16 protein-coding genes are annotated in these 17,893 nt (G+C 39.1%); 2 read left to right on the top strand and 14 right to left on the bottom strand.

Translation table 11 applies throughout. The features are described from left to right. Window positions 1–817 precede the first annotated feature (817 nt). The gene (locus MKY44_RS31280; protein WP_249913308.1) at window positions 818–1,402 is read right to left on the bottom strand and encodes an N-acetylmuramoyl-L-alanine amidase family protein; all 585 of its coding nucleotides are present in this window, start codon (window positions 1,400–1,402) and stop codon (window positions 818–820) included. 140 nt (window positions 1,403–1,542) lie between these two features. Between MKY44_RS31280 and MKY44_RS31285 the strand changes: the two genes are divergently transcribed. After that, window positions 1,543–1,968, top strand: coding sequence for a hypothetical protein (locus MKY44_RS31285; RefSeq protein WP_341010475.1), 426 nt, complete (start codon window positions 1,543–1,545; stop codon window positions 1,966–1,968). A gap of 66 nt (window positions 1,969–2,034) precedes the next feature. Here the strand turns inward: MKY44_RS31285 and MKY44_RS31290 are convergent, their stop codons facing one another. After that, window positions 2,035–2,295 (bottom strand): helix-turn-helix domain-containing protein, encoded by a 261-nt coding sequence (locus tag MKY44_RS31290; protein WP_249913310.1) that lies wholly within the window; start codon window positions 2,293–2,295, stop codon window positions 2,035–2,037. Window positions 2,296–2,316: 21 nt separating this feature from the next. Beyond that, a complete protein-coding gene (locus MKY44_RS31295; protein ID WP_341010476.1) occupies window positions 2,317–2,916 on the bottom strand; it encodes a sigma factor-like helix-turn-helix DNA-binding protein in 600 nt (199 codons plus the stop codon). 189 nt (window positions 2,917–3,105) lie between these two features. On the opposite strand from MKY44_RS31295, the gene MKY44_RS31300 reads away from it, so the two are divergent. After that, entirely contained in the window at window positions 3,106–3,375 is a 270-nt protein-coding gene (locus MKY44_RS31300; protein ID WP_341010477.1) for a hypothetical protein, read from the top strand. A gap of 659 nt (window positions 3,376–4,034) precedes the next feature. Here the strand turns inward: MKY44_RS31300 and MKY44_RS31305 are convergent. From MKY44_RS31305 to MKY44_RS31350, 11 genes are all read right to left on the bottom strand, one after another. Then, entirely contained in the window at window positions 4,035–4,427 is a 393-nt protein-coding gene (locus MKY44_RS31305) for a hypothetical protein (RefSeq protein WP_341010478.1), read from the bottom strand. 661 nt (window positions 4,428–5,088) lie between these two features. Next, window positions 5,089–5,244: a colicin E3/pyocin S6 family cytotoxin gene (locus tag MKY44_RS31625; RefSeq protein ID WP_445670711.1), complete on the bottom strand. Its 156-nt coding sequence runs from the start codon at window positions 5,242–5,244 to the stop codon at window positions 5,089–5,091. Window positions 5,245–5,519: 275 nt separating this feature from the next. Beyond that, window positions 5,520–6,845, bottom strand: coding sequence for a hypothetical protein (locus MKY44_RS31310; RefSeq protein WP_341010479.1), 1,326 nt, complete (start codon window positions 6,843–6,845; stop codon window positions 5,520–5,522). Window positions 6,846–7,025: 180 nt separating this feature from the next. Next, window positions 7,026–8,192, bottom strand: coding sequence for a hypothetical protein (locus MKY44_RS31315; protein ID WP_341010481.1), 1,167 nt, complete (start codon window positions 8,190–8,192; stop codon window positions 7,026–7,028). Continuing rightward, on the bottom strand, window positions 8,185–10,098 hold the full coding sequence (locus MKY44_RS31320) for an AAA family ATPase (RefSeq protein ID WP_341010482.1): 1,914 nt from the start codon (window positions 10,096–10,098) through the stop codon (window positions 8,185–8,187). The genes MKY44_RS31315 and MKY44_RS31320 overlap by 8 nt, the downstream gene beginning before the upstream one ends. A gap of 57 nt (window positions 10,099–10,155) precedes the next feature. Next, window positions 10,156–10,722 (bottom strand): hypothetical protein, encoded by a 567-nt coding sequence (locus tag MKY44_RS31325; RefSeq protein ID WP_341010483.1) that lies wholly within the window; start codon window positions 10,720–10,722, stop codon window positions 10,156–10,158. A gap of 1,113 nt (window positions 10,723–11,835) precedes the next feature. Then, complete coding sequence (locus tag MKY44_RS31330; protein WP_341010484.1) at window positions 11,836–12,330, bottom strand: HU family DNA-binding protein; 495 nt, start codon at window positions 12,328–12,330, stop codon at window positions 11,836–11,838. Between the two features lie 17 nt (window positions 12,331–12,347). Beyond that, entirely contained in the window at window positions 12,348–12,743 is a 396-nt protein-coding gene (locus MKY44_RS31335) for a hypothetical protein (RefSeq protein ID WP_341010485.1), read from the bottom strand. Window positions 12,744–12,748: 5 nt separating this feature from the next. Continuing rightward, window positions 12,749–12,967, bottom strand: a complete 219-nt coding sequence (locus MKY44_RS31340) for a hypothetical protein (RefSeq protein WP_341010487.1) — start codon at window positions 12,965–12,967, stop codon at window positions 12,749–12,751. A gap of 1,129 nt (window positions 12,968–14,096) precedes the next feature. After that, window positions 14,097–17,246 carry a hypothetical protein gene (locus tag MKY44_RS31345; protein ID WP_341010489.1) on the bottom strand — a complete coding sequence of 1,050 codons (3,150 nt, stop codon included), beginning with the start codon at window positions 17,244–17,246 and terminating at the stop codon, window positions 14,097–14,099. A gap of 12 nt (window positions 17,247–17,258) precedes the next feature. Next, window positions 17,259–17,831, bottom strand: coding sequence for a hypothetical protein (locus MKY44_RS31350; RefSeq protein ID WP_341010490.1), 573 nt, complete (start codon window positions 17,829–17,831; stop codon window positions 17,259–17,261). Window positions 17,832–17,893 lie beyond the last annotated feature (62 nt).

Genomic DNA, 17,893 nt, shown 5'->3' on the forward strand with positions numbered 1-17,893 from the left:
AAAGACTTTAATTAATCGACTTGCGGATGAAGTATTCTTAAATGTGATATTAATTTTATTTTTCACACCATAAAGACCTTTGTTGTCACTATAAGAATTCGCTGAATCGTAACTACCAGATTGCTTCAACAAATTGTCATTCGTACCGTTTGCAAAACTGTAGTATTGGAACATATTCAATGCACCTGTTTCAAAATTAATGGACTTTGAATATCTGCAAAATCCCAAGATCCACGTGGATAAGTTTCCAACACCGCTACCACAGGCGATTGATTCATACGCAGGTTCGCTGTAGTCGTGTCAGAAACAGATGAACGCACTCTAAATGTCATCGGGGGTGTAGAAGACGTTACATTTTTGAGTGTAAATTCAATCCCCCCCCTCCAATTAATCGATCATTCGGTACATTCCATCCCTTAACCAATCCTACATTTCATGCAGTAATCTAAGAATCAGTAGAAGTTTCACTACTATCTAGCGTGTTACCAAGTAGAGCTTTCGCTGTACAAATACATGAGGTATAAAATCCCCCGTTGTTACAATAGAATGTTTCAAGTTGGAGACTTGGATAGTCCCCGCATTAGACGTGGAGTTGGAACCATTAGCAATTGTAATCCCATATTGGAATAGGCTTCTAATGACTTCCATCTTTCATGATCCGCATACGGTTGTATGAGCACACAGGTTACGATGGAGATTCAATAACATGTTTCACTTGGTTTCTCCCACCTCACTTATGGTATAATATGTATAAAAGATAAAACGAAAGGCTGAACAGATAGGAACCATCTGCTCAGCCTCTCATTAAATACAGCTATTAGGCGAAATAGTCTTGTACGCCTCTCAAAACACCAGCACTAAAGTCCAGTTTAGACTCATAGTCGGAAATATATTGATCATCGCTAGCATTAGACATAAAGCCAAACTCTATCAAGGTTGCTGGCATTTTGGAATCGCGTAAAACTTGGAAATTGTCTTCCCGGACACCAGTTGCCCCCCACGTATTTAGTCCTGTATATTCAACCATACGTGGAACTATACTTGCTGCCAAACGTTTATCGCTTGACTTATACCAGTGTGCGGAAAGCCCATTGGCAGAAGTATTAGTACTTCCATTGTGATGAAGAGAAAGAAAGATATCCGCTCCCCAATCATTAGCTGCCTTGGCACGCGCCCCCAGACAAACGGGAACGTCTTTAGTTCGACTCATTCTCACAGTAGCACCAGCATTCTCTAAATATGATTTAAGTGCCTCACCGATTACAAGCACCGAATCCTTTTCATTCCCAGATAATCTACCACTTGTGCCCACTGCATAGCCGCTGCCACAAAGATTGTTACCTGCGGATTGTGAACCACCATGACCTGGATCAATAAAAATCTTCTTTCCTTTTAGACTCATTTTAAAACATCTCCTCTTCATTTATATTAGTTAGCGCCAACTAATATAGAAGGTGGAGTTCAGGCGTCTATGCACAACCTCTGCTGAGATTCTTTTTTCTTTTGCGGAAAATATAATAATCAGGTAGGAGTGTCATTATAATGAGAAAGAAAATACTATTGTTCATGTTAGTTTTACTTATCCTTCTGCTCCCTGCGTGTAGCAGCAATTCTAAACTATATAATTTAGAGGATATTACCCAATTATTCGAAAAGGCAGATCTTCACCTCAAACCACAAGCAGAGGATAACTATCCCACCATTAAGAACGTAAAACCAAGTGCTTATGAATTATTGGATGATATCCTATATATTTATGTTTTTAAATCCGAGGATGAACGTGTAGAAGCTTCAAAAGGATTAATTGTAGAGGAGTTATTTAACACCCCTTCTGATATAAATACGTCCCTTTCTTACATACATCATATGAACAACGTATTGATAATCTATATAACCTCATCCCCCCTTGATAAGAGCTTTAAGAAACAAATTGATGATATTATAACTACGGAACAGGTTCAAAAATAAAAAAAGGATTACAACGAGCGGAGCCCAGAACAAAAAAAGACCAGTTCACTGCAACTGGTCTTTTCATTAGCAACTGTTATATGAATCGTTAGATACTGATTCTACAAATTGATTAAAATCTGGTATTGAACTCATATCATAATGAAGTACAGCTCGAATGATCTTTTCATTTAGATACTGTTGTAAATCGTGCTGTTCATTAATAGATACATTTCGACAAGCTTTTTTTATGCTAGGTTCAAATCGTTTAATAATTATCCCCATAGCTTCTTTGTCACCTGATTTTGCAAGTTGTACAAGATGATACAAACCCTTATGTGTCATCATTTAGATTCATACCTTCCCTTATTATGAAATATGCGTCCGCATTTTTCGCAACGCACTGATCCGAGACTTGGTTATTGCTTGCTGTGATACTCCGAAAATATGTGCAATTTCGCTATCTAATAAACCTACTGCATACACGAGTGTGATCACTTCTTTTTGTCGATCTGAGATCGTACTAAATGCCTTGAACAGTGCATTGTGCTCAATGGACTCACAAAACTGTTCTGGTGTCAGAATAAACGACATATTGTCTGGTGGTTGTTGTTGTAGCGATACGAATTCTCCTAGAGACATATCACCTTCATTTCCTGCCGGCACATCAAAAATAAGTTGGTTCCGAAGCAGATGTTTTCCATACGATCGATGATAGTCAATAGTTGCAAACGAAATAAGAGAACTTAAGTATTTCACAAATCGAATGTTAAAAAAATGTTCTCGAAATAAATTAGATACAAAAAGAAAGTTTTTCTCTATTGGAGCTCTTACATAAGCCATAAATGCAGAAACATGAAGAGGATTTTCGAAAAAACGAGCTAAAACTTGGTTTGTTTTAAAATGAATATTCTTTTCACAATGTGCAAGAAATGCTATGTGTTCACTATCATTTAATAGGTTTTGCATTCCTAATCACCCTTTCCTCTTATTTTTGTAAGGAACATACAAATTGCTTTAGAGTTTCAACGGGTTTTAACAATACATATGAATCCCCACATGCACTGTTCACTATAAATCTCTAAACACACAATAACATATTGCGTAACGTTACGCAATATGTTATTGTGTGTTTAGAATTATTAAGGAGGTCTTTCTATGGATAATCAACAATGTCAAGAAAAGTTGATGAAGTGTATACAGTCTGTTCACTACGCCATTATGTCGTATGCAAATTGCTTATGTGAGGAAAAAACTGAAACGGACCAAGAAATTTTCTTCAAATTTGGTGAAGAATTATCTTTACAACTAAAGGATCTCCGAGGGCTTTACAAAGGGCTTTATGGGTTTGACCCTCTGGATGGACACCATCCTATTCCAACAAAATGTCAATGTGACCATAGCAACTCCATAAACACCACTAAATAGCTAGAATCATTTTTCTTCAAGAGGAACCGACGGCTGTCGGCTTTCTCCTTTTCTGCCGCCTTAAAAAGGGTAGAATCAGCCTATTCTTTAAACCTTCTGATTTTTACCGTTCCAATTAATGTTCAGCCAAACAAAAAACGCACAAGTCGGCTTCCTTCAGATTCCGCCTCGCAGCGGACACCCTTGCCCTTTTTCTATTGCCAATTCTGTAGCGGAACTTCACCGCCAAATTACCACCCATCCCGGGCGCACTAAAAAAAGCAGGGCTCTTTGTTAAATGAGTCCTGCTTTTTCAAGCTCTGTGCTTTCCTTTACTCCCTCACCATTTTTTTAAAAGGGGTTCTTCTTTAGATCCAGCTACTTCATGAATTCCCTAGCCGAAAGCTCATTATTCTTCCACCTTTTATAGTTCACATCTAGGATATTTCTTTGTCTTGGTGTGAGAGTATTCAAATTTATTTGTGGTCGTCCCAGGTACTTCCCTTTTTTCTTGGCTTCAGCAATCCCTTCAGTCTGCGCTTGTTTGATATCGTTTCGCTGTTAGCTGCTTGATCTCTTGTTCGATAGACCACTTATCAATACTGAACAATTCTTCTTCTACCTTGTTATGAGTAAGCTACATATCCTTATTTTGGAATCCCACATTCTTCCGTCAATCTTTATACTTCAATGGCTCTCAGCCATCCGCTCAATACCACACGTACCTTGCGCTGTTCTTCAATCGCCTTTTCTAGGGCATATCCCAAAACCATGCTTAGTGTAATATATTCGTGGGGACTCTTTGCATCAATCTGACTGGCTAGTCTTCTGATCTGCCCTTCTGTTGCTTCATCTAGGTTGTTCTTTATTAACTGGGCCATAATGTCAAACATCACTTTTTCTTGTCTTAGAACCTCCGTGATAATTGAAGCCGCTGCTCCCTGTACGGAGACGTCCATCGCATAGGCTAGCCCAGATATCAGCTCATAGTCATCGGATCTGAGCCGAATCGATAAACGATGCCCTCGACCTTCAGACAAGACATATGGTTCGTTATTAAGGCTACCAATCATAAATCGATTACTCTTATATGTTAAGTTACGACGAAAGTGCCTTTGAAAAGGGTGAATTACTTCCTCCTTTTCAAACCCTCTCAGTACTAACGTTTCACCGATTGTTTTCATAGGCAACTCACACAAATAACTCAAAGCGAAGATTCTCTCGTACTGTGCTTGTGTCAGTGGCACCCCAATAGCCCTCTTCTTATCACTTCTGGTCTTCCTTCCCTCAACGGTCATTCCGATCCCCTCCGCCAGGTTGTGCCTGCAACATTGTTTCCACGTTGCTGGGTTATTTCTATTTTATGTTCACATCAAGAATCTATGACAACCAAGTATGAAGTAAGAGCACCTTGGCGATGATGATAGTAAGAGGTGATTCCCTATGAAGGTGAAAAATAACGATCCAGGTACTCGCTTAGCTCAAGAAATTATTCAATTTGCGAAATCGAATAATATAAAAGTTCGAAAAAAAAGAAGGCCCACTACTGCAACCTCCAAGATTGGAATCAACAAATAATAATATAGGTAGTTTTCAGAATTTCATTTCTACACGTAAAATTACATGTATAACAAATAAAGGCCCAAGTAGACTGTCTTAGCAGTTCACTTGGGCCTCCCTCATTTTAACTCTGATTCCACCTAGATAGGGATCTTTCTTCCAGAGACAGCCGCTTTAGTGAATGGATTTGGGCGTCAAGACTCCCATGTGCTTACCTCTCCGATTGTAAGCTTCAATTTCTCCATGCATGCCTTCCTTGTGGTAGTAGTTCCCGGTTTTTTGATCTTGGTAAATTCGCTCCTTATTCCATCTGCGATTGGTTGGTTTCAATCTATTAAAAATGGATATTGGAATGCCGGAATTTCAGCCCAGTTAACATTCGATTTTCTTGATACCTTTTATGAAAGACTTATATCTACATGGACAAAAAGAAAAAACCTCTTTGAAAGTTTTGTCTTTACCCAAGACTGTGCCAAAATTCACTAAAAGAGCAGCCCGCTATTGCGGAGTGCTCTTTTTTGTACTAACGTCTCCCGATATGAAAACAAATCGAATACTTATTAAAATTCAACATTGCTTGAGGTATGGCCTCCGACTGTATTTAATTACTCAGTATCAATGATTTTTGATTTAGATTGTACCCTTTCAAATACCTCCGAATATTCTCCTTCATAAAATTTTTCAAATATAATAACAAATTCCCCTTCAGGGTCTGGCTCGAGATATGCCGCATCGACATCTTCCCTGATAATCAAAAATGGTTTGGAACTTGCTAATATTTTATTTCCGAGATTAATTCCCCAATGAACTTCAGCACCTAATACTGGCTTATTTAACCGAAGGGCTTCATTTGCGTCAATTTTTTTAGACGGGTAAGGGAGCTCAATCTCAGTTCTAGCAGGTGTTATATAGCCTAATTGAGTGATCGTAACTAGTTCTTGGACATACTTTAACTCAATGTCAGTCAATTCTGTCTGCGATAGCGGCAACTTTTCGTCGATTTTCCGCTCAAGGTCTACAACCGTTTTGGTAAACTTGATGCTTTGCTCGATATTGTCAATTTTCTCATCAAGTTGAGCTACACCGGAAGCCCAAAAATCAGAATGATTATCAGCTAGATAGAACAAGCCGCCTTTCTTTAATTGAAGTAGACATTTGAAGTACATTAAATTGTGAAATGCGTTTTCTCGGCTCATCGGCGACATATTAATTCGAAGAGTTGGTGTTAAATCAGTTGAAAGAAGAACGTGTACCTCAACAAAAACCGTTTCCTCAAATTCGTATTTGTTTGCCAATACAAATCTGTAAGATCCATCGTCATTTTCTTGACTCGTGACGATACTCATCTTCATGTTAGACAAGATCGGTGAATAGGACTCGTCCAGTAAGTTCATTCGCATGATTGTTTTACCTTGCTGAGCATCAAGCAATTGCTGCAGCATGTTTTTATGTTTTCGGTTTTCTTTCGCGATTTCTTCCCACTGTTTGAGATAAGATATATTTGTTCGATTAAAGCAACGTTCATCACTTAAACGGATTCTTACACTTGTTTTATTAGATGCATAATTGGATGCACGAATCCATTCTTTTGTGATATGGAACCAATAAATCATCTCATTTATAGTATCCACCATAAGGATAAGCGTTGGCTCTGATGCTACCTGATCACAATAGGCAAGATATTTAACAGGTAAGTCAAACACCATATTATGGTCATCAGGCAATTTTTTAATCTGAATATCGAATTTTCCTACTAGTTCTCCATTTTCACTTAATAAATCTATAATTCCATCCGTGTTAGGCCATTTATCAACGGTTGCTGTTTGTGGAATTGCTCTCCGATGTTTGCCGAGAAGATAAAGAGTAAATCCTACTGACTCAATATCTCTAAAATTGTTTAATGAATGAGCGGCAGGTAAGTGATGATACAAGGCATTGACCTCCTAAGTTGTTGTAATTATCTATTCATGTTTACGTTATTAAATGCTTTTTATCAAGTTTGTTATTCCGTAATGTATCTCCAAAAACTCTAAGCCTCGAATATAGAGCGTATTCTTTTTATCGATCTTGAAGGATTTAGAGCGCCTGTCCACCCCATAGTAATTATACGTTCAATTTTGAATTTGCCGGATCACATCGTAAGCCAGCTTGGAGAGGGGTCTCTTACCCAATTCATTGGGATCGAGCGTATACCCGTATTTAAACAGATTCATTTCATTTTGCGATAATTGATCCAGTCCCATTTGTCCCAACAACGCCTGCAAATCATTCTGATAAGCCTTGGCATAGGCCTGTTTTTTGTATAAAATCTCTCTAACGCATTCCTTATGGCTTTGATAAAGCTTCTGGAGCTTAAACATGTCAGCACCGTTCTGCAGCAGACGCGGAGATGACCCTGTTCCGTTCATTTCCAACTCAATGGAAAAATCTGTACTCGCCCCTATAATTGAATCAATGGAACCTTGGCGTGCGAATACGTACTTGAAGCGAGCGTCATCCATGAAGCCCTCATCATAGGGGTACATAATCTCAATACCCTTAGCGAGCTTGAAGCGAGAATTACAAATATGACAGGAAGGTACAAAGTTGAATAATGATAATGATAATAGCATAAATACCGATTTGGGATAAAAATGATCCAGGTCTGCCGTTGTCTTGAATTTGGTTCCATCGTGATAATGGGTGATATACTGCCTATTACAATAGGGGCATACCTCAACCCCCATCTGACTCAGAAGGCTATGCCTTATTTCGTCCGGTAGCATACTATAATTGACGATTCGTCCAATTCCCTCATTCAGCAAAGTTAGATCAGCTTCCACCTCATCAATGAATGCATTAAAAAATTTATCGTTTCTTTTATAAGAAGAATGTGTAGACTTGATCGGTTCGAACCAACTTGAAGCGTAACGATCCGTATACCTTTCACGGAAGTCTTCCCGCTCCATTTGCGTCTTTTCTAGATTGTCCATTTCTAGCTCAGTGTGAATCTTAAATGAGCTGTAGTAGACTAGTCTACATGTTTGGATATAGTCTCGAAGGCTAGCATACCTGGAGATCATGTTACTGAAGGTGCCCGTTAAAAGCGTATCCAGCAGTATTTCATCCAATGTTCCACTTCTCTCGAAGAGCTTGGTAACAGGCTCCTTGGTAAACGGATTTATTACAGGGTTCGATGCATAACGCTCTTTCAAATAATTTTTCCTAATAACATCCTTCATCTCGTTCAAATACTCGTCTGTCTGCTTGGTAAGATTGGTTGGATCCAATTTAATCACGATTAGGTCTCCTCCGGTTCTTCAGTTCAATTAATGCCTTTTCCATCTGAACAATTTGCTCTTCCAATTCCCATTGAGCTGTAAGCTCAGCTACTCTACTCTTAATTCGCTCCTGTAGCCTTGATCGGATTACAGGTTCGTCAATAGCTGATATCAAGTCTTTTACTTGTTTGATTTCCTTCTCGTTGTACTCCTCCCAATTATTGATTCGTTTCACTGTACTTTGAAACAAACTCTTTGCAAATTCACCTACAGGAGAATCAAGGAAAAAATCATTTTTGACAATATCGTAAAAGTTGCCCATCAGACCGAAATCAGCTTTTTTGACAATCCTCTTTAAGTTATCCATTACATTGATACAGGTGATGTGCTCCTTGGGAACGTCAGAGACCATAAACGGAGAATGCGTGGCAATGATTATTTGAAACTTGATATTTTCGCTTAGATCACTAAGACGTATACATTCAGTCAAATTGTGGATATATCGCCTCGACCATTCAGGATGAAAAGAGGCGTCTGGCTCGTCCAACAACAGTAATATGGTATCCACCTGTTGCTGATGATTGTTTGCAGCATTAATTGCCCAGTATAAGCAGACAAAACTATGTATAAACTCCAGCTCTCCACTGCTCATATGACCGAACGAAACCTGTAAGGAACGCCGAAACCCATACTTATCAATGAATCGGTCGTACTGAATAAGCAGCTGATGAACATCTTCATCTATACCCACACTGACAGGTACTACCACTTGAGCATTGGATTCAAAATAGATATCCTTCAGAGCTTCGAACGCTATGATCAGCATGCTATAAATAGGAGCATTAAATTGAACTCCATTATCCTCCATTAATATAGGATTAACCCACTCTCCCAGCAATTCCAGAAACTCCGTTAGATACGTAATTCGATTTGAATAATTATCGGTGCCGTAAGAAATCCCGTTGATTTGCTCTATGTATTCCTGCTTCTGCTCCTCATTAAGCTCACCTAGCAGGGAGTGGAGCCACAAGTTCATAATGATCGCTTCTAAGTAGGAAATGATAAATCTATCTTTAATACTCCAGGGATTTGCCTGTCTTTTCTTACTTTTAGGCAATACAGGCATCTTATTTCTATCAAAAAATAAAGCTTTTCCTTTGCCCTGATAGAATTGGAAGCCGAGCATTTCAAGCTTTTCCTCTTCCATCATAAAATCCGGGAAAATGTTATCAGGCCTTTGGATTATGCAAACTGCCTTATCTATCGTAAAAACCTTCTCCAAGTTCTTGTATTGGACACTCATAAATCGATAGATTTCAGCAACAAAAGGTTTGTCCAAATACTGGCGTTGATACCCCCTAAACGTATCTGATGCACTTAAATCCTTTAGCTGCCGGAACCAACTCCGTTCGGAGGACTTCGACTGGTATAAGTAAATTAATCTTTCTTTTTCCTTCTTTTGTGGGCTGTCATCAGATCCTATTTCTCCCTCAACAGCTATCTGCTGCAGATCATAGTCGTAAGAGATTTTTACGCTGTAATCTAAGAATCCCTCCGGTAATCCTCCCGCCACATCCCTCAATAAGCTAGGATTCCGTCCCTCAATGATAAAACTTTCACCTTCGAGATGATAAACAGCAAACCACTGGGCATTGTTGAAAAAATGATTTCTTTGATACTGCTTCGTTCCCAACAGATTCAGCACCGTTGACTTGCCCGAACCGTTCTTTCCAACAATCAGATTGATATTACTTATATGATCACCCCATAAGTCCATATATGGGTTATTGCTATTCTTTTTAAAGCTCAGCTTCCTATGAAGATGATCATAATTAATATAAAAATCGTTTGTAAAAGTAAATTCTTCTTGCCAGAAGCATCTTCCGATTTCGTGAATATAAAGATACACTAACGTCGGGTACATATTCTTCAACTCCTTTGAAGGGCGTAATATATAACATTAAGCGACATTCGCTAATCATTAGTGATACATACGTACCAGATGGTGTTCTTCAATAAAAATTACATCCCCACGGGTTGAGACAATTCTAATCTGTGGCTCCTTCGATAAATACTCGTAACGCCCAGAGATCCATCCCTCTCCGAACCTCACTTCTATATAGCAGCCAGCATACAAAGGTTTATCCCCTACAAAATGACGTATGTTTCCTTTTCCAATATTCCCTAGAATAATTAGGCCTTCAATCATATCTGGTTTGTTGTCTTCGGGTATCAGCGGATCATTTTCACCCAACCATTTGTGGTAATCATGATCCCGAGGCCCTGAGATTGGCTCAATCCAATCAGCATCGCTGATATAAACACCGGTGTATTGGCTGTAGCGTTTTGGTTTAAAAAGCATACGTACTTCCTTCAATTTGGGGTTGCAACGGTAATCAGCCCTTTGATCAGAAGGGAGATAGGTGATGAGCTCTTCCCACATATACGTTAAAAAATTATCATTACTCATCAATATGAAGCGTGGCAAACTGGAGAATAGTTTACTACGCCGAATTCCAATTTGCTCTATGTCCTCCCGATTTATCATGTTGTTTCCTTCGTTATAAATGAGGAATAAGCCAAAGTGAAATAAAAAGACATCAATTTCTTTTTTAGCAATCTCGTCCAAAAGCCAACGAAGTATAGTTGACCGATCTTTTTTAGTTCGAGTGATCACATAAATGCGATTGGACCAAACCAAATTTTAAAAATATGATTCCGGATAATGATATATGTATTCACCATTTGACAATCTGAGGATTCTAACTGGCCACTCTATTCCCATTTTCCTATGCATCCCATTGGTATATAGCTTTTGAAATAACTCTTTTATTTGACCCAGCTGATCTTCTACCTTAATTTTCACCGACCTATTCTCCCTTTCCGAAATTCCCTGCATGCGAAACGTTCTACTTTAACATTTGTTTGTACTTGTACTTTCACTAATTACCTACATTTACAACCAACTTTTCCCCCTGGATGTAACAAACAGAATGATTGTTAATCATGGAAAGATCATACATCGTATAAACTTATCTGAACTTGTCTGAAGTCGTATGACATCCGTACACAACCTTGCAGGAATCAGAAAGGTTAGGAACAACTTTAACTGCTTAACCCATCCTGCGATCATAGTTAGCACCTCTCTAGGAATGTTTGGTTAAAACATACTTTTCAGGAATCAAGATATATGTTTCAGATAAATTCTACCATCATCTCTTCAACAAAAAAGCTACCTCTGTTAATGAGGTAGCCCCTGTTTGTTACACTTGATAATATGATTTTATCATACGGAATCAAATAAATGGTACGTTATTCGCAAAATGTATTGTGAATTCATTAGCTAATTTATGCTTAATTTCATAGAAAATTAAACGATATATGACAACCAAGCCTAGGACAGTGTATTAAGAATTGAACCTATAATTATAGGTGACAAGGGTAATGAATCTAGCCAGTCCACTCTCAAAGATGATATTCTCTAGTTGTTTGCCGTCGTTTACCTCTATTCAAGTGCCAATAAAGAAGGGTGGGCGTCCACACTTAATTCCACCAATAATACCTTCAATATGTTTAATAGTGAAATTTATCCAACGGGGTTGAATTTCACAGGCTGGCCAGCCTATGTACCAAAAAGTTTCCCACTTTAGAAAACCTCTGTTTATCCGTTATCTGAAGAATTAGCACTCTCTTTTCTCAAAGAACGACTGCGTTTTGCGCGAACCTCACGTAAGTATTTCCCGTAGGCCGTACTCGTTTGGAAAGCCATCGCTTCTCTTTCAGGTACTTCGTGTTCTTCACCAGTCGCAGGATTTCGACCAATTCGCGAACCGCGTTTCGATAAATAAAAGGTTCCTTTGCCGTGCAACTTAACCCAATTTCCTTCTTCCAATTCATGTTGAATCGCTGCCCAACATGTATCAAACGCCGTTTTTACCGTATCTGGATGAATACCTGAAGCTTCTGCAGCCATTGCAATAATATAATTCTGTTTTCGTTCAACTCCATGTCCATACTTCTTCGCATTTTTCTGAGAATCATCGTCCTCTTCCATTTCCAATTCCTCTTCATGTTCGTTCAAATTCTTATTTTTCATTAACAAAAATCCTCTCAGTTCACGTATTTTTTGTTTTACAAGTATAAAATATATCATCATAAAATATACATAGCTCTTTAAAGTTCCGGACCGTTATTATCCAGTTCTTGATCATTCACAATGTACTGCTTGTTTAAATGGTGTTTTGTATCATCTACATCACCACGAATCAATTCAGATGATTCATGCTCATATGCTTGGCTAGTGACAGGCACAGAAGCTTGAGGAACATGACCCAAATAAGATATCTTTGAATCAGTTTTAACAAAATCGTTCGTTTCCTCTACCATTAATGAAGATATTCCGCCCTGGTCTCGAACGCTTCGTTCAAATTCTGCCGCAAGATCAACGGAGTCTCCCTGGTACTTCAGTTCATACATTTCGTACGTTACATCATAAAAATGTTCGTGATCCTTTGTGAAACGATCAAAATCTCTTATACACGTTCTAATCTCTAATTCAGTCGGTTCCACACCGCCTAATTTTGCATCGATTCTTTGTAAGCGTCCAGCATTATTTCCCGAAGCTTTTCATGGCTTGGCCGATCTGACAGCAACACATCATGATCAGCAAACGATTTCTGAATTTGCTCTCGGACAATGTCATCAGTTTCAGGATCCTTTGAATCCGCACAGTAATAAAGTGACTCGTAACTGTTTTTGACCCGACTTTTAGACGACATAATCATAATCGTCATGCTAAAAACTCTCCTTTTCGTGTCGAATCCATGTCGAATCCATGTCGAACTATGACGAATAAAAACGTGTTTTTTCTTATTTTGACACCTTCTTATTTTATCTGACTGTACCTTTAATCAAGTATATCATGAACAAACACCTACATATACAACATTTTAGTTCGGTTTTGTTGGGAAGTTTTGGGGGTTAACCCGTCCTTTGATACGTGTTTTGGGTATTTTTGGTCATAATATGTGAATTTTTCATATAGTGTATTTATCACAAAAACAAAAAACCGACCTATGAAACCAGACCAGTTTTTGTAATTTTAACAGTTTTATGGTGCAATCACTTTTAGCAACCAAATCATTTAATCCAAATTTTGTTCAGAAATATATTGTAAAACATTCCGCCATCCCTTTTTGGAAAGACCAAATTTGTTCCAGTCTTCACTTCGTAAAAGTTAATTCAGTCAATTGACCGCTTCTGACCAAATAACCATCTTATTGCAAAACCCACCCGAGTTATGAAGTGATTTCCAGTCACAATCAGGCAGATCCCCAGTAACCATAGAATCTTTAAACACGTTTTAGCAATGAATTGACCGATGCACGATCTTCAAAACCTTCACTTCTTTTGATAATTATCTCTACATTGTGTATGTTAGTTCCCCCTCTAGAACAGAAGGTTACAGATTAACAACTCCATATGTCTGTGTCCATAGTTTTATTTCCTTTAATGACCTTCAATCGATTCAGAATACAAACTGTATCGATTCATACAGTATAACACAAATAAAACTTTATCAAAGCGCTGTACATTCAACGCTTCTGATACTATTTGTTTATTTTTATAATAAAAAACGGACTGATGAATAGTTCCATCAACCCGCTTTTTTATTCTTAAAGGGCCTAAAGTTTCATATCGCTTCTTTAGCTGCTGGGATATATCTTTGTATTCAAGTTTCTCTAATAGATTACTGCACTAATTCTTATGATATATCTAAAAATATCAGCCATAACGCTGTGTATTCAACGATGTTCTCAATATTTTCTTGAGAATAAGAAAAACGGGTTGATGGATAGCTCCACCAACCCGTTTTTTGATTCTTAATTAGACTCTCTCAGCTATCATTTCTTTGTATAGATCTTAAATACCTGAAGACAGTGTAATCGTAAGCTTCGCTTTATAAATTCCCGCCATCAGACCCGTAGACTCTCCTGGAACGAACTTACTTCCAGATCCGGAAGAAATAATCTTCACACGATCGGGAACACTCAACGTAAAGTTCATTGGAATGATATTATACCCCATTCCCTCGAACGCTTTCGCTGTAGCCAACAGCTCTGGACCTTTACCCGTGAAGACATGTTTACCAACATTAGATAACTCCGCTGCCGGTCCATTTATCGTTTTGGTATTTAACACATCGACTGACAACGCATTGGCTGGGATACTCACCACAAGATTTTTTGTATTTATTGAATTATCCTGCATGGCATCTGATTGGAAATCGGTCACATCCATACTGTATTGATATCCTTTTCCAGTTCCTCGGCTGTCTTCAATTAGCGCTTGGCTGACCGAATTTATAGATTGATAGGGCCTAGTACTATCAATGACGATCGTAGAAAGATCCGCTCCTTCAAAACGAGCACTAAGTCCGCCACTATTGACCGTAAAATCAACATCTTCATCTCCAATTGTTGTACCCGTACCTGGATCTGGTGTTGGTGTGGTGCCACCGTCACCTGGATTAGTTCCGGTTACCGTCACCGTATACGGACCTCCTGTAAATACGGGTGTCCCTGTGTTACGATCTCTTACCTCAATTTCAATGTTGTGTGTACCTGGGGCGTAGGTTACTGGACCAGTATAGGCTACCCACTGATTATTACTTGTGTCTTTGTAATACACCGTTACATCATTCGTATTAATACCAAGATCAATAGAGATTTGATCATCGTTAACTGTGATTTTCGGCTGTGATGTCGTTGTTACAAACTCCGTTATTTCGCTTTCTTTGCCGCCTGCAGCAACCACTTTTGATCGAATCGTATGAGCAGCGTTAGATACGCTGAACGATCCTGTAGTTGTAGTCCAAGGTCCGCCATCAACCGAATACTCCGCGTAACCATCTGCAACATTGTATGTTACTTCAATATCCAGACCGTATTGGTTGTTAAGTCCTTTTTGAGTGACTACTGGTTTGGGCACAAAAACCGGTGCCGGATTATCTGCTGTAACATTAAACGTCCTATTGATGAGTTCTTGATCCCGATCATTGAGCAATCTCACTTCGACTGTATGCCCGCCAGGCGTCAGAAGCAGATTATTCGCTATATTAAAGTCTTGCCATGCAGCTCCGTCGACCTTTACCTGTACCTTTATAGTTCCTGTTGCTTCTGCGCTGATTTTAAACTCATCCGCAGAAATTTTATCAATTGTTGGGTGACCCGCTGTGATAACAATCGGATCGCTGGTGAGCGTTAATTCTCCAACTTCACTGATGTTTCCTTTACTATCTGCAGATCTTGCTTGGACAGTCACATTACCGGATTGAGTAATGACAATCTCACTCGTGTAATCTATCCATCCTCCACCATTAATTTGATACTGTTTAGTTGCAATATTGCCAGTCGTGCCAAAATTTATAGATACTACAGATTGATTAAACTTGTCCTGTGATGCAATAGACAACACAGGTTTATCCGGAGCTGTTACTGGAACAACATAATCTGCAGGATAAACTACGGGGGCATTTGTATAAGGAATAAACTTAGTCGAGTAAGTATCAAACCTTCCCAAGACTCCATCTTCCCGTATAGCTAAAATCTCTGTGAGATATTCACTATTTTGTCTTAATGTGTACATTGATAGATACTTGTCTGGTAAGGTTGTTACCACTCCATCACTCTTCCAACTGATCATTGTATTATCTTCTTGTAAGGCGTACACAGATTTATCGCTGTACGAAGTGGTAGACACCTTAATACCGAAATCTTTTATGTTCTTTATCTGATTTTCAGGTCCCGAAACTCGGATAGGTATAGCGGGTAACGAATCTACTGTACCCGAAATACGATCACTGTTTGTCCCCGAAACATAAAGATACCCATTACTTTTCCGGAACATTATTGATCCTGATCCAGTGCCCTGCACTTGCTCAACACCTGTAGCAATCTGCACCCTTGTAGGAGAGAAATTAGCGGGTAACTTACTCCAGCTAGCAAAAGTTGTTCCCCAATATTCAAGTTTACCTTGATCAAGATTCAGATAGCCGGAACTTACATTCAAATCATTTTTAGAAAAGTTTTGAAAGACGTATGTTCCCATTTTGGTGAGATTCTCCACCTTTACATCTGCAGGAAGTTCCACAGGTCCCTGGCTGTGGTAAGTTTCCCCCCAACCATAATAGACTTCCCTTTTGTCGTAAGCAAAGAGGTTTGTTAAGGAATAAGACTTTCCGCTGATAATAAACACTCTTCTAGCTGACTCTGCAGATCCTCCAAAAGAGTTACCATAAAAATGATTTCCTTCCTTTAGGACAGTCATCCCTTCAACAGTTTTCATTTCGAACTGATCTGCGGTTGAAAATACAGGGAACTTTGAGTTCATTTTTACAGGGGCTGCTGTCGAAGAACTGGAAGTGTTCAAGAAGATATTGCCTGTCATATATACACTTCCATCTTTAACCAAGAGAAGGCTGTCGGATGAACTAGAAATGATCTTCTTTACACCTTCCATAGGGTCACCGGTTTCAGGGTCAATAACTTCTGTTGGAACAGTTTTATCTTGCTTATACCCGATGCCTAGCTGTCCTTGCGTTCCTTTACCCCACGCGAGCACGGTACCATCTTTCATGCGAGCGAAGTAACTTGTAAAATCCTTCTGCGCACTTTCCGCCATCACTTCGAAATCTTCTACGTTATCAAGCACTTTAACAGCAGGAAAACCTAACCATAGTTCTCCTGTATTTGTTAGATACATATCCCGAGAACCACTAAGAGCCTTAGCTTTTTTTATTCCGGCAGGAAAGGTTCTACCCCTATAAAAATCTGCCGAGCTAACATGGAAAGAACTCCCATCGTCCATGTTAAAGGAATAACCCGCAACATCACTTGTGTTTGTGTAAGGAGTTACGCTGTTCACTCTAACATACTCAGCCGCCTGAGCTTTTGGTCCAAAGTCGGCAAACGAATATGTCCCCACAATGAGTGCTACAACCAATGTCACGATTAGACTTCGTTTCCATCCTAAACGAATTGTGAAATTCTTTTTTTTCTGATTTTTGTCCAAGTCTTTACCCTCCTAGATCCCTGATGTCGCGGTAGTCGTAATTGTAGATCGATACGTTCCTGCAACAACACCGATTTCTTTTCCATCTGCTGCCTTAATGATTTGTGGCAAGGAAAGTATGTATTGAAGCTCGAAGTCATAAGCACCTTGTCCCGTGCTAACGTCCGCTGAGAATATCGGTGTAGCCTGATGCGACAATACCTGATTTTTGGCTAAATGGCCGCCATGAGCGAAATCGAGTGGTATTCCTGAGATTGTGTTCTTCAGTGTAGCTGTTACTTGTACTGCATCGATAGGAATATAAAAGTCCTTACCATCTAATGTCGTGACGAAATCCGTAGCGGATTGGCTCACCGTCCAACCATTACCATTCCCCCGGTCATCAATAACTCGCGAGGTAACGACAGCTTGAGATTTTTGTTGCTGACGAACAGCAAGTGTAATATCTGTAAACGTCAGTTTCGATTGCGTGACCAATAGATTACCACCTGTCACCTGTATTTCTTTCTCTATCTCCTCAGCCGAGGCCACGGTTGGCAGAGCAAGAGCAAGTATCAACAATGCAGTAAAAAATACTCGTTTCATGTATTCACATCCCCTTTATTTTGTCATATACCGTTAACTTCCTAAACTAAAATCAATGTTTG

The organism is Paenibacillus sp. FSL R7-0026 (assembly GCF_038004485.1).
Classification (GTDB): domain Bacteria; phylum Bacillota; class Bacilli; order Paenibacillales; family Paenibacillaceae; genus Paenibacillus; species Paenibacillus xylanexedens_A.

What these genes read in the sequence shown, in the direction of transcription:
- MKY44_RS31280 (WP_249913308.1), bottom strand. Translation starts at nt 1,402, where the DNA reads ATGAGTCTAAAAGGAAAGAAGATTTTTATTGATCCAGGTCATGGTGGT.
- MKY44_RS31285 (WP_341010475.1), top strand. Translation starts at nt 1,543, where the DNA reads ATGAGAAAGAAAATACTATTGTTCATGTTAGTTTTACTTATCCTTCTG.
- MKY44_RS31290 (WP_249913310.1), bottom strand. Translation starts at nt 2,295, where the DNA reads ATGATGACACATAAGGGTTTGTATCATCTTGTACAACTTGCAAAATCA.
- MKY44_RS31295 (WP_341010476.1), bottom strand. Translation starts at nt 2,916, where the DNA reads ATGCAAAACCTATTAAATGATAGTGAACACATAGCATTTCTTGCACAT.
- MKY44_RS31300 (WP_341010477.1), top strand. Translation starts at nt 3,106, where the DNA reads ATGGATAATCAACAATGTCAAGAAAAGTTGATGAAGTGTATACAGTCT.
- MKY44_RS31305 (WP_341010478.1), bottom strand. Translation starts at nt 4,427, where the DNA reads ATGATTGGTAGCCTTAATAACGAACCATATGTCTTGTCTGAAGGTCGA.
- MKY44_RS31320 (WP_341010482.1), bottom strand. Translation starts at nt 10,098, where the DNA reads ATGTACCCGACGTTAGTGTATCTTTATATTCACGAAATCGGAAGATGC.
- MKY44_RS31325 (WP_341010483.1), bottom strand. Translation starts at nt 10,722, where the DNA reads ATGATAAATCGGGAGGACATAGAGCAAATTGGAATTCGGCGTAGTAAA.
- MKY44_RS31330 (WP_341010484.1), bottom strand. Translation starts at nt 12,330, where the DNA reads ATGATGATATATTTTATACTTGTAAAACAAAAAATACGTGAACTGAGA.
- MKY44_RS31340 (WP_341010487.1), bottom strand. Translation starts at nt 12,967, where the DNA reads ATGACGATTATGATTATGTCGTCTAAAAGTCGGGTCAAAAACAGTTAC.
- MKY44_RS31350 (WP_341010490.1), bottom strand. Translation starts at nt 17,831, where the DNA reads ATGAAACGAGTATTTTTTACTGCATTGTTGATACTTGCTCTTGCTCTG.